A 14,342-nucleotide genomic window follows, 5' to 3' on the forward strand; every position below is an offset into this window, starting at 1 on the left:
GGATTCGATACTGCGCCTATCACCCATAAAAAACCCGATGCACAGGCATCGGGTTTTCGGTGTCAACCTGGGGCGTCAGGCTTGGCGGTTACGCAAACTACGCTCCATCCGCGCGATCCCTTCTTCCAGCAGCGCCCGTGGGCAGCCGAAGTTCAGACGCACGAACTGCCGAGCGTGATCGCCGAAGTCCAGCCCGGCGCTCAGCCCGACCTTGGCCTGTTCAAGGAAAAACTGCTGCGGGTTATCCAGCCCCAGCGCCGTGCAGTCGAGCCATGCCAGGTAAGTGCCCTGAGGGATGTTCATGGTCACACCCGGCAATCGCGTACGAACCGCTTCCACCAGATAATCCCGATTGCTTTGCAGGTAGGCCATGAGCTCGGTCAACCACGGGCCGCCTTCGCTGTAGGCGACGCGGGTGGCTTCCAGGCCCAGCGGGTTGACGCTGTCGACCATGCCGCAGCGAGCGCTATTGACCCGATGACGCAGTGCCGCGTCCTGAATGATCATGAACGCAGTCTTCAAACCGGCGATGTTGTAGGCCTTGCTCGCCGACATCAGGGTGATGGTGCGCTTGGCGATCTGCGGGCTGAGCGAGGCGGTCGGAATGTGTACGCGCCCGTCGAAGCACAGCTCGGAGTGGATCTCGTCGGAGATGATCCAGGCGTCCTGCTCCAGGCAAATGTCGGCGACCGCTTGCAGTTCCTCACGCGGGAAGACCTTGCCCAGCGGGTTATGCGGGTTGCTCAGCAGCAGCGCGCCGCCCCCTTGCAGCGCTTCGCGCAAGGCATCGAGTGGCGTGGCATACGTGCCATCGGCCAACGCGTCGAAATCCAGTTCGACCTTGTTCAGCTGCCAGTGGCCCGGCGCATGGCGCAGCGGCGGGTAGTTCGGCGTTTGCACCACCACGTTCTGCTGCGGCTGAACCAGCGCGTTCAGGGCCATGTTGAAACCCGACTCGATACCCGGCAGGAAGACCAGCTCCTGAGGTTGCACGCGCCAGGCGTACTTGCTCCACAGGTCGGCGACGATGGCGTCACGCAAGTCATCCTGAGCCACGCTGTAACCGAGCATCGGGTGTTCCAGGCGTTTTTGCAGCGCCTGAATGATCGCTGGCGGCGCGGCAAAGTCCATGTCGGCGACCCACATCGGCAACACGTCGGCCGGGTAACGGCTCCATTTGGTACTGCCGGTGCCATGGCGGTCGAACACCTGATCAAAATCGAAAGTCATGCTCAGTCTCATAAAAGGCAGGGGGTTAATCCGGTGGCCATGATAAGCGCCAAACCCACAGGTCGCTCCCATTAATTGTGTTTCCGGCTGGCTTGCGGAACTACCCGGCTGTCGGTTTTCACACAGCACAAAACAGCATTGTCTACAGTTTAAAGTGGCGGTAGTTCCGTTGCCGTCACCGTGATCGTCCAGAAAAACCCGGCCAACGCACAGTGCCAGGCAGTTAAGCGAAATCCCTGTGGGAGCGGGCTTGCTCGCGAAGAGGGCGGCACAGTCAACATTGATGTCGCCTGACACACCGCTTTCGCGAGCAAGCCCGCTCCCACAGGGGCCGCGACTTGACTGACTGGCCAATGCACCGGGTTTCCACCTGATCAGGAGTGCACGATGGACCTCAACCGTCGTCAGTTCTTCAAGGTCGCTGGTCTCGGCCTTGCGGGCTCAAGCCTGGGCGCGCTGGGCATGGCCCCGACGCCCGCTTTCGCCGAACAAGTGCGTCATTTCAAGCTCGCCCATACCCATGAAACCCGCAACACCTGCCCGTACTGCTCGGTCGGTTGCGGCTTGATCATGTACAGCCAGGGTGACAACGCGAAGAATGTCGCCCAGAGCATCATCCACATCGAAGGCGATGCCGACCACCCCGTCAATCGCGGCACCCTCTGCCCCAAAGGCGCAGGCCTGCTCGATTTCATTCACAGCCCCAGCCGTCTCCAGTACCCGCAGGTGCGCAAGCCCGGCACCACGGAATGGACGCGAATCTCCTGGGATGAAGCGCTGGATCGCATCGCCGACCTGATGAAGGCCGACCGCGATGCCCACTTCATCGAGAAGAACGCCCAAGGGCAAACGGTGAACCGCTGGCTGACCACCGGTTTCCTCGCGGCGTCGGCGTCGTCCAACGAAGCGGGTTACATCACCCACAAAGTGATTCGCAGTCTCGGCATGCTGGGGTTTGATAACCAGGCACGTGTCTGACATGGCCCGACGGTGGCAAGTCTTGCCCCGACGTATGGCCGTGGTGCCATGACCAACCACTGGACCGATATCGCCAACGCGAATCTGGTTCTGGTGATGGGTGGCAACGCCGCAGAAGCGCACCCATGCGGTTTCAAATGGGTGACCGAAGCCAAAGCCCACAACAAGGCGCGGCTGATTGTGGTCGACCCGCGTTTCACCCGTACCGCCTCGGTGGCCGACTATTACGCGCCGATCCGCACCGGCACCGACATTGCCTTCATGGGCGGGCTGATCAATTACCTGCTGACCGAAGACAAGATCCAGCACGAATACGTGCGTGCCTATACGGACGTGTCGTTCATCGTCAAGGCCAACTACGGTTTCGAGGACGGCTTGTTCAGCGGTTACGACGCGAGCAAGCGCATCTACACCGACAAGTCTGGCTGGGGCTATGAAATCGGCGAGGACGGTTTCGCCAAAGTCGACCCGACCTTGCAAGACCCACGCTGCGTCTACCAATTAATGAAGCAGCATTACAGCCGCTACACCCTGGAGCTGGCCAGTCAGGTCTGCGGCATGCCCGTGGACGCGATGAAGAAAATCTGGGAGGAGATCGCCACCTGCTCGCAACCGGGCAAAACCATGACGATTCTCTACGCCCTGGGTTGGACCCAGCATTCGATTGGCTCGCAGATGATCCGCAGCGCGGCCATGGTCCAACTGCTTTTGGGCAACGTCGGCATGCCGGGCGGGGGCGTCAATGCCTTGCGCGGGCACTCCAACATCCAGGGCCTGACCGACCTGGGCTTGCTGTCCAACCTGCTGCCCGGTTACCTGACCCTGCCGGCCGAGGCCGAACAGGATTACAACGCCTACATCGCCAAGCGCGCACTCAAGCCGTTGCGCCCTGGGCAGATGTCTTACTGGCAGAACTACGGCAAGTTCCACGTCAGCCTGATGAAAGCCTGGTACGGCGCCAATGCCACCGCCGAGAATCACTGGGGCTACGACTGGCTGCCCAAGCTGGACATCCCCGGCTACGACATCCTGAAAATGTTCGACATGATGGGCAAGGGCGAGGTCAATGGCTACATGTGCCAGGGCTTCAACCCGATCGCCGCGTTGCCGGACAAGAACCGTGTAATGAAGGCGCTGGCCAAGCTCAAGTGGCTGGTGGTGATGGACCCACTGGCCACCGAAACCTCGGAGTTCTGGCGCAACGTCGGGCCTTACAACGATGTGCAAACGGCCGAGATCCAGACCGAAGTCATCCGTCTGCCCACCACCTGTTTCGCCGAAGAAAACGGTTCGCTGGTCAATAGCGGTCGCTGGCTGCAATGGCATTGGAAGGGTGCCGATGGCCCGGGGCAGGCGCGCACGGACGTGAAGACCATGGCCGAGTTGTTCTTGCGCCTGCGCAAGCGTTACCAGGCCAACGGCGGTGCCTGGGCCGAGCCGATCCTCAAGCTCGACTGGCCCTACAAGATCCCCGATGACCCGACGCCGGAAGAGCTGGCCCGGGAATTCAACGGCTACGCAGTATCCGATGTCACCGACGCTTCGGGCGCGGTGGTCAAGGCCGGTCAGCAGCTGTCCGGCTTCGGCCAACTCAAGGACGATGGCAGCACGGCATCCGGGTGCTGGATCTTCTGCGGCAGCTGGACCGAGCAGGGCAACAACATGGCCCGGCGTGACAACAGCGATCCTTTCGGTATGAAGCAGAACCTGGGCTGGGCCTGGGCCTGGCCGATGAACCGGCGGATTCTCTACAACCGCGCTTCTTGCGACCCTCAAGGCAAACCGTGGGACGCCAACAAGCGGCTGGTGTGGTGGAACGGCAAGGTCTGGACCGGCACCGACGTGCCTGACTACAAGGCCGATGTGCCGCCGGAAGCCGGGATGAACCCGTTCATCATGAACCCCGAAGGCGTGGCGCGTTTCTTCGCCCTCGACAAGATGAACGAAGGGCCGTTCCCGGAACACTATGAACCGTTCGAGACGCCCATCGGCATCAACCCGATGCACCCCAACAACAAGCAGGCGACCAGCAACCCGGCCGGGCGGATCTTCGATTCCGTCTGGGACACCCTCGGGCAGGCCAAGGACTTCCCTTATGCGGCGACCAGCTACCGGCTGACCGAACACTTCCACTTCTGGACCAAGCATTGTCCGATCAATGCCGTGACCCAACCTGAGCAGTTCGTAGAGATCGGCGAAGTGCTGGCCAAGGAGAAGGGCATTGCTGCCGGTGACCGGGTGCGGGTCAGCTCCAAGCGTGGGCATATCGAAGCGGTGGCGGTGGTGACCAAGCGGATTCGTCCGCTGCAGGTCAACAATCAGGTGGTGCACCAGATCGGTATCCCGTTGCACTGGGGCTTCACTGGCGCCACCCGTCACGGTTACCTGACCAACACCTTGGTGCCGTTCCTCGGCGATGGCAACACACAGACCCCGGAATCCAAGTCATTCCTGGTCAACGTGGAGAAAATCTAAATGGCCAGCCAAGACATCATCGCCCGCTCGGCCACCACCACCGTGCCGCCCTCGGTGCGCACGCAAGAGGAAGTGGCCAAGCTGATCGACACCACCAAGTGCATCGGCTGCAAGGCCTGCCAGGTCGCCTGCTCGGAATGGAATGAGCTGCGCGACGACGTCGGTCATAACCTCGGCACCTACGACAACCCTCAAGACCTCAGCGCAGATACGTGGACCCTGATGCGCTTCACCGAGCATGAAACCGACGCCGGTAACCTCGAATGGCTGATTCGCAAGGACGGCTGCATGCACTGCGCCGAGCCCGGCTGCCTGGCGGCGTGCCCGAGTCCGGGGGCGATTATCAAGCACGCCAACGGCATCGTCGATTTCGATCAGGACCATTGCATCGGCTGCGGGTATTGCATCACCGGTTGCCCGTTCAACATTCCGCGTATCTCGCAAAAGGATCACAAAGCCTATAAGTGCACGTTGTGTTCGGATCGGGTGGCGGTGGGGCTGGAGCCGGCCTGTGTGAAAACCTGCCCGACCGGCGCCATCGTTTTCGGCAGTAAGGAAGACATGAAAGAACACGCCGCCGAACGTATCGTCGACCTCAAGAGTCGCGGTTTTGAAAACGCTGGTTTGTATGACCCCGAAGGCGTCGGCGGCACCCACGTCATGTATGTGCTGCACCATGCCGACACGCCCAGGTTGTATGCCGGGTTGCCGGATCACCCGGCGATCAGTCCGCTGGTGGACTTGTGGAAAGGCCTGAGCAAACCCCTGGCGTTGCTGGCCATGGGCGCGGCGGTGCTGGCCGGGTTCTTCCACTACGTGCGCGTCGGGCCACAACTGGTCGAGGAAGACGAACATCCAGTCACCCTCGACCCAGCGGTGCATGAGTTCGATCCATCGGTGCACACCTTTGATCCGACGAAACCCGGCGGGGAGGACAGGCCATGAACGACAAACCGATCCTGCGCTACACCGCCAACCAGCGTACCAACCACTGGCTGGTGGCGATTCTGTTTCTCGCGGCCGCGCTGTCGGGGCTGGCCTTGTTCCACCCTGGGCTGTTCTGGCTCAGCAACCTGTTTGGCGGCGGTTCGTGGACGCGCATTTTGCATCCGTACATGGGCGTGGCGATGTTTGTGCTGTTCCTCGGCCTGGTGTTCAGTTTCTGGCGGGCGAATTACTTCAGCGCCAACGACCGGCTGTGGCTCAGGCGCGTCGGGACTGTCATGCGTAACGAAGAGGAGGGCGTGCCGCCGATCGGCAAGTACAACCCGGCGCAGAAGCTGCTGTTCTGGGTGTTGCTGATCTGCATGCTGGTGCTGTTGTTCAGCGGCTTGGTGATCTGGCGTGCCTGGTTCAGCGCGTACTTCGGCATCACCGGTATTCGCTGGGCGATGCTGCTGCATGCGCTGGCGGGGTTCATCCTGGTGCTGAGCATCATCGTCCACGTCTATGCCGGTATCTGGATTCGCGGCTCGGTCCACGCCATGGTGCGTGGCCGGGTCAGCCGCGCCTGGGCGAGAAGACACCATGAGCTCTGGTACCGGGAAGTGACCCGAGACGAGACGCCTGAGCGACCGATCACAAAAAAAGGATGACCCCTTGGCGACGATCCTCGAGCCTGGGCAGATAGAAGCGGCGGCGAGTTCACCGCCGTTTCTGTACCTGCCACCGAACAACCTGTTCACCTTGCGCGCGCTGCGCCTGGAACGCCTGGCCGACGGGCATCCCATGGCGGACTATCTGCGCTTGATCGCGGGGCTGTGCCACGTTCAGCAGCACCTGATGGACGATCCGCCCGTGACGACCCTGCCCGATCCCGAACGCCTGCGGGTGTGCATGGAACATGGCTTGCCACCGTTTGCCGCCGACAGTCTGGTGCGCGAAACCGTTTGGCTGCCGTATCTCGAAGCCTTGTTGCAACGCTATCAGCCACCGTCACAACCAGCGGTAGAAAACGCCGTGGCGACGTTGCGCAGTGCCAACCCGGGGCTGCTCAAAGCCTGGGCAATTGCCTTGGTCAGCGGCCAGTATTCAATGCTGCCGGCAGAGTTGGTGCCGTTCCTCGGTGCAGCGCTGCAAGCGGCCTGGAGCCATTGGCTGTTGAGCACACCCAACCTGGAACTCAAACGCGGCGACAGCCTCAGCCAATGCCCGGCCTGCGGTTCGCCGGCGATGGCCGGGGTGATTCGTCATCGCGGCAAATACAACGGTTTGCGTTATCTGGTGTGTTCGTTGTGCGCCTGCGAATGGCATGCGGTGCGGGTCAAATGCGTGTACTGCGAACAGAGCAAGGGGCTTGAATACGTCAGCTTCGAGGATGACCGTCACGCTGCCAATCAGGCACCGTTGCGGGCGGAAGTCTGCCCCGGCTGCAACAGCTACCTGAAACTGATCTACCTGGAAAACGATGCCGAAGCCGAAGCGCTCTCGGCAGACCTGTCCAGCCTGATGCTGGACATGCGCCTGGAGCAGGAAGGCTACCAGCGTCTGTCGCCTAATCTGATGCTGGCACCCGGAGGCGACTGAGCGTAAAGCGATCGCAAAACCGGTGCCTGCGGTAGGTCAGCCTTACCGCGATTACCGGTTTTACGACGGCTGCGCAGCCGAACGGGGGCAAGCCCCTGGCTACAGGACGCCTGTGATTACTTAGGTGGTTCGTGTTTGTCCAGCGCTCGGTTCACCGCCAACTCGCCCTGCATGATGATTTGCGCGATGCCTAGAATGGTATTGCGGTGTGGCCCCTGTATAAGCGCAGCAACATCGTTGAGCATGACGCTGGCCGAAGCCAGTGACTCGCAGGCGTGGGCCAGCAGAGATTCGGTGCCGATCTCTGGGTTGATGATGAACATTTGGCTGGGTTTGTACGGCGTGGCCATGATATGGGCACTCGGATTGAGGTAGTAATCGAGAGCGCGCTCGGCCGCTTCGTGGAGTTTTTTTGAATCGAGTGATTCATACGGGGATGCCGAATCCGTGGTCGGCGGATTGGGTGTTATTTTGAACATAGATGAAACTCCTACTTGCAATATTGAGGAGCCATCACCCTCGCTACCAAACGAAGGGTGGCGGCCATACGTGGGTTGGTAGACCGGTCGAAGTAGGAAAAACCCGGCGCTCACAATGGAGCCCCACGCATGACCACCATATAAAGCCGAGCCCCAAAAAAGGGACTGCATGGTGTCGCCATACGACTACTTAGAGGCGGGCTACCAAACCCGATCACTGTTTTTCAGTGACAGGGAAACGATATAGCCCGCCCCACAGCCGCACAAGCCAGCGGATTCTGGCGCACGCGTAGGTAACGACGCAAGGTGTTGTAGCCTTTAGGACGTAACACCGAGTGTCATTAAACACGCCCTCTGCAATGGGTGGATTCGCCTCAAAAAACAGAGGAAACCTCTGACAGTTTTTTGGTCGTGGTTGCTGGGAACGCTGCGTTTAGCAGGGTGTTGCAGTGGGGGCATTCGCCATCAGCGAGTTGCGCGGTGATGGTGATAGTGGGCGGAGAGCATGCCCTTAAAACTCAGCGGCTACACTCAGACGCGACGGTCACTCGTTTCCGGGAGCCTCTGATGTCCGCAATCTCAGCCAGCCAAGCCTTGCGGCTGCCTTCCATCGACAGCTTGCTGCGCCATCCTGCCTGCCAGGCGTTGGCCGAGCGTTATGGGCGTGATGCGCTGCTGGCCGGTTTGCGGCAACTGCTCGATGATCTGCGCGAGCCGGTTCAAAAGGGTGAACTCAACGCGGTTGAAATCGCCCCCGACGTATTGGCGGGCAGGGCGGGTGAGCGTCTGGCGATCCAGCATCGCAGCCAAGTCCGCCGGGTGTTCAACCTCACCGGCACAGTGCTGCACACCAACCTTGGTCGAGCGTTGTTGCCGGAGTCTGCTATCGAAGCCGTTCAACTCGCCGCCCGCTATCCGCTCAATCTGGAATTCGATCTGCACAGCGGCAAACGTGGCGACCGCGATGATTTGATCGAAGGCCTGATCCGCGAGCTGACCGGCGCCGAAGCGGTGACCGTGGTCAACAACAATGCCGCCGCCGTGTTGCTTGCCCTCAACAGCTTGGGCGCGCGCAAGGAAGGCATCATTTCCCGTGGTGAGCTGATCGAAATCGGCGGCGCCTTCCGCATCCCCGACATCATGGCTCGCGCTGGAGTGCGGCTGCACGAAGTGGGCACCACCAACCGCACCCATGCCCGCGATTACGAGTCTGCGATTGGTCCGCGCAGTGGCCTGGTGATGCGCGTACATGCGAGCAATTATTCCATCGAAGGCTTCACCGCCCGGGTGCCGACGGCAGAACTGGCGGAGTTGGCTCACCGCCACGGGCTGCCATTACTGGAAGACCTCGGCAGCGGCAGCCTGCTAGACCTGACTCGCTGGGGCTTGCCCGCCGAACCGACGGTGCGCCAAGCGCTGCTCGATGGCGCGGACATCGTTACTTTCAGCGGCGATAAATTACTCGGCGGTCCCCAGGCTGGGTTGATAGTCGGCCGCAAAGACCTGATCGCCAAGATCAAGAAGAACCCGCTCAAGCGCGCACTGCGGGTCGACAAACTGACCCTCGCCGCGCTCGAAGCGGTGTTGATGCTCTACCGCGATCCGGATCGATTGGCCGAGCGCCTGCCGAGTCTGCGCCTGCTCACCCGCCCCCAAGCCGACATTCATGCCCAGGCCGAACGCCTGCAACCGTCCCTGGCGCAGGTGTTGGGTGACGGCTGGAGCGTCAGCGCGGTGCCGGCGCTGGGCATGATCGGCAGCGGCAGCCAACCGGTGGCTCGTTTACCGAGCGCCGCGTTATGCCTGCGGCCCAACGTTTCCAAACGACTGCGTGGGCGGCGATTGCTGGGGCTGGAGGCAGCGTTTCGCCGGCTGCCGATTCCCGTGCTCGGGCGCATCGACGATGACGCGCTATGGCTGGATTTGCGCCAACTCGACGACGAAGCCGCGTGGCTGGCCCAACTCGATCAATTGCAGGAGGAGGGCCAGGACGGGTGATTGTCGGCACGGCGGGGCACATCGATCACGGTAAAACCTCCTTGCTCCAGGCACTGACCGGCCAGGCCGGCGACCGTCGCCGGGAAGAACGCGAACGCGGCATGACCATCGACCTCGGCTACATCTACGCGGTGCTGGAACCGGGTGCCGCGCTGACCGGTTTTATCGACGTGCCCGGTCATGAGCGCTTCACCCACAACATGCTGGCCGGGGCGCAGGGTATTGATCTGGTGTTATTGGTGGTGGCGGCCGATGACGGTGTCATGCCGCAGACTCGCGAACATTTGGCGATCGTCGAGTTGCTGGGCATCCCTCGGGCACTGATCGCCATCAGCAAATGCGACCGGGTCGACCCTGCTCGTGTGCAAGCCGTCCGGGAACAGATCGAAGCATTGCTCGCATCCGGCCCCTATGCCGACGCACCGCAAATCGCGCTGTCGAGTGTGACCGGCGAGGGTGTCGAGACACTGCGTCAGGCCTTGCTGGATGCGCAACATGAGGTGCTTCAACGCAGCGCCAGCGGCGGTTTTCGCCTGGCGATTGATCGGGCGTTCAGCGTGGCCGGTGCCGGGATCGTGGTGACCGGCACCGCGTTGTCCGGCCAGGTGGCCGTGGGCGATACGCTGATGTTGAGTCCGCTGGGCAAACCCGTGCGGGTGCGAGGCCTGCATGCACAGAACCAAGCGGCCGACAGCGCAACGGCCGGGCAGCGAGTCGCGCTGAACCTGAGTGCCGAGCGTCTGGCCCTGGAGCAGATTCACCGGGGCCACTGGCTGTTGGCCGAATGGCTGCATGCGCCGACCCAGCGCCTGGATATCGAGATGACCTTGCTGGCCAGCGAAGCGCGAAGCTTCGAACACTTTCAGCCGGTGCACGTGCACCTCGGCACTCAGGACGTGACCGGGCGAGTGGCCTTGCTGGAGGGCGCCAGCCTGGCACCGGGGCAGCGAATGTTCGCGCAACTGCTGGTGAACGCGCCGGTGCTGGCGGTGAAGGGCGACCGCTTGATCCTGCGCGACCAAAGCGCGCAACGCACCCTCGGCGGTGGCCGGGTGCTCGACCCGTTCGCCCCGGCCCGACACCGTCGCAGCCCCGAACGATTGGCGCAGCTACAAACGCTGGCCACCACCAACAGCCTGGAAGAAGCACTGCCGGCGCTGCTGGTCAACAGCGACACCGGGCTCGATCCCCGGCGTCTGGAGCGCCAGTTCAATCGTCCGCGTGACAGCTGGGAATTGCCCGATGATGTGCGCTTGATCGATACGCGGCAGGGGCCGTTGCTGTTCAGCGCTGCCCGCTGGGAAGCCCTGAAAGCGCCGCTGCTGGAACATCTCGCACGCTTTCATCAACTCGAACCGGATCAAATGGGACCGGACAGGGACCGCCTGCGACGTTTCGCCGGCACCGCGCTGGAGCGGCCGACCTTTATCAGCCTGCTCGACGAATTACTGGCCAGCGGCGCGATCGTCGCCAGCGGCCCGTGGCTGCATTTACCCGATCATCAAGTGCGTTTGAGCGAGGACGACGAAACCCTATGGCAACAGCTACAGCCGCTGTTTGAACAAGCGGGTTTCGATCCGCCATGGGTGCGTGACTTGGCCAAAGTCGCTGGCCGCGAAGAGGCCGCCGTGCGCCTGCTGCTGCGCAAGATGGCGCGACTGGGGTTGCTGCATCAAGTTGTTCGTGACCTGTTCTACACCGACACGCTGCTACGCCGATTGGCGGCTATGCTGGTGCAACTGGCCAGCGATGACCCGGTGATTCAGGTCGCCGTGTTTCGCGATGCCGTGGGCCTGGGGCGCAAACGCAGCATTCAGATTCTTGAGTACTTCGACCGAATCGGCCTGACCCGACGCTTTGGCGACCGGCGCCACATCCGGCTCGACAATGCGCTGGCCCAGCAAACAGAAGACTGAGTTCAAGGAAGGCAATCGCGCCCGGTGGCGCGGCCGGGCTTCAAACCCGGTTGGGGACGGCATCCGTTCCCGGGCAGGTTCGACTCCGGCTGCCTTCCGCCATTTCCAACCTTAACGGCGACTGATATTTATGACTCATCTGACTAAAATGGCCTTCACCTCCAGCAGATGTTTGCGTAACCGGTCTGCATAATCCTCGGCGACAGCAGCCTGAACGCTAGCGCGATTGGCCAGTGCATGACGCCACTCGGCAATGCGACCAAGTCCATCAAACAATGAATGACTTTGTTCGAATCCCAGTATGTCGAAGTAGCGAAAAACTGGGGCTACAGCAATATCCACCATACTGAACGTTTCGCCAGCGAAGTACGGCCCCTCCATCTTTTCACCGCCAAGTCTCTCCAGCTTTCCCCTCAGCGCTGAAGACTTACCAAGCGCTGTCTGCTGATCCGTTGCGTTCAAATATCCCCATGCATCAGCAAGCATACCAGTGGCGAATTCGATCCAAGCACGGTGTTGAGCACGGGAAATTGCATCTTTCGGGTGCAAAGCGGGCTCCGGATACACCTGTTCGATGTATTCACAGATAGCCACGCTCTCGAAAAGTACGGTCGCTTCCTCATCGCCTTTTTGCACCATTAGAAGCGGGACTTTGCCCGTTGGCGACATGACCCGAAACCAGTTGGGCCTGTCCTTCAAATCCACATCAACCCGTTGAAATGGAGCCTCTTTTTCGAGGAGTAAAATTGCTACTCGCTGAACAAACGGACAAAGCCCGTGGCTAACAAGCGTGAGCCGTGATTGTGACATTTGAATACCCACTGTTATTTCGACTACACCCGCTTCCGAGCGGGAAGCGGGCTGTATAGAAGTGAAGTTGCGACTAGCCCATTAAAGCGAGCGCCCACCATCAACAATAATTTCCGTTCCGACCGTCCAACGAGACTCGTCCGACGCCAGATACAGAACCGCCTTAGCTACTTCTTCAGGCGTACCGAAACGGCCAAAGGGTATAGTCGCGGCGATATCTTTGTTGACCTGCTCGCGGTAGGCATCGGGGATACCCGCCTTGTCGTACAGCGGCGTGTCGATCGGACCAGGGCTGACCGCATTTACTCGAACACCACGCGGGAGAAGCTCGCTAGAGAGCGTTTTCGACATGTTCAGAAACGCCGCCTTTGTTGCGGCGTAAATGGATGAACGCGCGGCGCCCAGGTGCGCACTGACCGAGGTGTTAAGAACCACCGATGCAGGGTTGGAGAAGACCGGCAGCAGTGCTTGCAGGAGGAAGTAAGGGCCTTTGACATTGATGTCAAAGGAGCGGTCAAACATCTCCTCGTTCCAGTCTTCGATTGGCATCCAGACGGATACGCCAGCATTGAGGAAGGCAACGTCGAGCTGCCCGTAATGAGACTGAACAGCCTGCGCCAGCTCCTTCTGGGCTGCGACACTGGCGGAGTCGGCTCGCAGCACCAGGACTTCGCTACCTAAAATAGCTTGAGCATTTGCCATGGACTCAGGATTAACACCTGTGACGATCACGCGTGCGCCTTCGGCGAGAAATTGCTTGGCGGTCTCCAGACCGATGCCGCTTGTACCGCCAGTGATGAGGGTACGCTTGCCTTGTAAACGGGACATGTAAATTTCCTCTCTTTTGGGGCGGCCAGCCGGACGACTGACCTTCTGAGAGCAACTATGTATTCATGCCGGCGCGCTGATAAGATTGGTAAATAGAATAGATCTCATGCAAAATTTGCATGAAAAGGGGCGTGATGGACCGGTTGTTACTGATGAGCTGTTTTGTACGCGCTGTCGAGACAGGTAGTTTTACTGCTGCGGGACGTGATCTAGGACTAGGGCAACCGAACGTCAGTCGTTACGTCGCGGCTCTTGAAGACCATTTGCAAACCAGGCTGCTTCACCGATCCACACGAAAGCTGATGCTCACGCCCGAGGGTGAACGGTACTACGCAGATGCGCGGCGTATTCTGGACTCAGTGGAACAGTCAGAGTCCTCACTGAGAGGGAACGTAGCGCCGTCTGGGTTACTGCGCGTCGCTTGCCCGACCGCATTGGCTCACACCTTCATCGTACCGCACGTCGCGAGCTTTCTAGGGCGCTATCCCGAACTGTCGCTCGATCTTCAAATCAATGATCGCTACGTCAATTTAGTCGACGAGGGGGCAGAACTCGCGATTCGTATTGGGCACCTGGAGGACAGTGCAATGCGAGCCCGGCCACTAGCGAGGTTCGAGCGTGTGTGCGTTGCCAGCCGTGCGTACCTAGAGAAACGTGGCTCTCCCTCTTCGCCTGATGACCTGAAGGAACACGACTGCCTCATTTATACCCTCCTATCCACTGGAACCAACTGGCGGTTTAAGGATACTGATGTCCCGATCTCCGGACGACTGCGTGTCAACTCGCCTGAGGCGATACGTGAGTACGTCAATGCAGGATTGGGAATCGCGCAGGGGCCTCAATGGCTTTATGAGGAAGGGCTGAGAAGTGGCAATCTTCAATTGCTGCTTAACGAATACGTGGCGCCACCCGTCCCGATCCAAATCGTATACTTAGCGAATCGGCTGCTGCCCCAGCGAGCCATCGTTTTCATGGATTTTATGGCGGATGTTTTTGCTGCATTCCATGAGCGCCCTAAATAGCCTCCTAGCCCACGGCCAGGGTGCGAACGGAGAATCACAGCATGGCGGCCCCTTGGGCGAAAATCGCTGCACACTCACCA

At 60.5% G+C, this 14,342-nt stretch carries 11 protein-coding genes and 1 tRNA gene; 8 read left to right on the forward strand and 4 right to left on the reverse strand.

The genetic code is table 11. The annotated features are described in order from the left end of the window. Window positions 1–75 precede the first annotated feature (75 nt). Window positions 76–1,230, reverse strand: coding sequence for a MalY/PatB family protein (locus tag PMI36_RS14670; RefSeq protein WP_032830428.1), 1,155 nt, complete (start codon window positions 1,228–1,230; stop codon window positions 76–78). Between the two features lie 387 nt (window positions 1,231–1,617). Here PMI36_RS14670 and fdnG point away from each other — a divergent pair, with 387 nt between their 5' ends. The 4 genes from fdnG to fdhE are packed head-to-tail and all read left to right on the forward strand — an operon-like array spanning window position 1,618 to window position 7,209. Then, window positions 1,618–4,683, forward strand: coding sequence for a formate dehydrogenase-N subunit alpha (gene fdnG, locus PMI36_RS14660; RefSeq protein WP_157214948.1), 3,066 nt, complete (start codon window positions 1,618–1,620; stop codon window positions 4,681–4,683). After that, window positions 4,684–5,628, forward strand: coding sequence for a formate dehydrogenase subunit beta (gene fdxH / locus PMI36_RS14655; RefSeq protein WP_008072170.1), 945 nt, complete (start codon window positions 4,684–4,686; stop codon window positions 5,626–5,628). Further along, a complete protein-coding gene (locus tag PMI36_RS14650) occupies window positions 5,625–6,278 on the forward strand; it encodes a formate dehydrogenase subunit gamma (RefSeq protein ID WP_008072171.1) in 654 nt (217 codons plus the stop codon). Before fdxH ends, PMI36_RS14650 begins: the two co-directional genes overlap by 4 nt. Window positions 6,279–6,282: 4 nt before the next feature. Beyond that, on the forward strand, window positions 6,283–7,209 hold the full coding sequence (fdhE, locus tag PMI36_RS14645) for a formate dehydrogenase accessory protein FdhE (protein ID WP_008072172.1): 927 nt from the start codon (window positions 6,283–6,285) through the stop codon (window positions 7,207–7,209). Window positions 7,210–7,325: 116 nt separating this feature from the next. Here the strand turns inward: fdhE and PMI36_RS14640 are convergent, their stop codons facing one another. Beyond that, complete coding sequence (locus tag PMI36_RS14640) at window positions 7,326–7,688, reverse strand: DUF6124 family protein (RefSeq protein WP_008072173.1); 363 nt, start codon at window positions 7,686–7,688, stop codon at window positions 7,326–7,328. A 567-nt stretch (window positions 7,689–8,255) separates the two neighbouring features. Between PMI36_RS14640 and selA the strand changes: the two genes are divergently transcribed. The 3 genes from selA (at window position 8,256) to PMI36_RS0129585 (ending at window position 11,704) form a co-directional block, all read left to right on the forward strand. Next, the gene (selA, locus tag PMI36_RS14635) at window positions 8,256–9,686 is read left to right on the forward strand and encodes an L-seryl-tRNA(Sec) selenium transferase (protein WP_008072174.1); all 1,431 of its coding nucleotides are present in this window, start codon (window positions 8,256–8,258) and stop codon (window positions 9,684–9,686) included. Further along, the gene (gene selB, locus PMI36_RS14630; protein WP_008072175.1) at window positions 9,683–11,602 is read left to right on the forward strand and encodes a selenocysteine-specific translation elongation factor; all 1,920 of its coding nucleotides are present in this window, start codon (window positions 9,683–9,685) and stop codon (window positions 11,600–11,602) included. The genes selA and selB overlap by 4 nt, the downstream gene beginning before the upstream one ends. Window positions 11,603–11,608: 6 nt before the next feature. Continuing rightward, window positions 11,609–11,704 (forward strand) — tRNA-Sec (locus PMI36_RS0129585). Between the two features lie 33 nt (window positions 11,705–11,737). On the opposite strand, the gene PMI36_RS14625 is transcribed toward PMI36_RS0129585, so the two are convergent. Further along, window positions 11,738–12,424, reverse strand: a complete 687-nt coding sequence (locus tag PMI36_RS14625; RefSeq protein WP_238543573.1) for a glutathione S-transferase family protein — start codon at window positions 12,422–12,424, stop codon at window positions 11,738–11,740. A gap of 69 nt (window positions 12,425–12,493) precedes the next feature. Further along, on the reverse strand, window positions 12,494–13,240 hold the full coding sequence (locus PMI36_RS14620; RefSeq protein ID WP_008072177.1) for an SDR family oxidoreductase: 747 nt from the start codon (window positions 13,238–13,240) through the stop codon (window positions 12,494–12,496). Window positions 13,241–13,374: 134 nt separating this feature from the next. On the opposite strand from PMI36_RS14620, the gene PMI36_RS14615 reads away from it, so the two are divergent. After that, window positions 13,375–14,262 carry a LysR family transcriptional regulator gene (locus PMI36_RS14615; protein ID WP_008072178.1) on the forward strand — a complete coding sequence of 296 codons (888 nt, stop codon included), beginning with the start codon at window positions 13,375–13,377 and terminating at the stop codon, window positions 14,260–14,262. Window positions 14,263–14,342: the final 80 nt, after the last annotated feature.

This window comes from Pseudomonas sp. GM79, from assembly GCF_000282495.1.
In the GTDB taxonomy this organism is placed as follows: Bacteria; Pseudomonadota; Gammaproteobacteria; order Pseudomonadales; family Pseudomonadaceae; genus Aquipseudomonas.

Excerpts from the sequence above, each read along its gene's own strand:
- PMI36_RS14670 (WP_032830428.1), bottom strand. The coding sequence starts at position 1,230 with ATGACTTTCGATTTTGATCAGGTGTTCGACCGCCATGGCACCGGCAGT.
- fdxH (WP_008072170.1), top strand. The coding sequence starts at position 4,684 with ATGGCCAGCCAAGACATCATCGCCCGCTCGGCCACCACCACCGTGCCG.
- PMI36_RS14650 (WP_008072171.1), top strand. The coding sequence starts at position 5,625 with ATGAACGACAAACCGATCCTGCGCTACACCGCCAACCAGCGTACCAAC.
- PMI36_RS14640 (WP_008072173.1), bottom strand. The coding sequence starts at position 7,688 with ATGTTCAAAATAACACCCAATCCGCCGACCACGGATTCGGCATCCCCG.
- selA (WP_008072174.1), top strand. The coding sequence starts at position 8,256 with ATGTCCGCAATCTCAGCCAGCCAAGCCTTGCGGCTGCCTTCCATCGAC.
- PMI36_RS14620 (WP_008072177.1), bottom strand. The coding sequence starts at position 13,240 with ATGTCCCGTTTACAAGGCAAGCGTACCCTCATCACTGGCGGTACAAGC.
- PMI36_RS14615 (WP_008072178.1), top strand. The coding sequence starts at position 13,375 with ATGGACCGGTTGTTACTGATGAGCTGTTTTGTACGCGCTGTCGAGACA.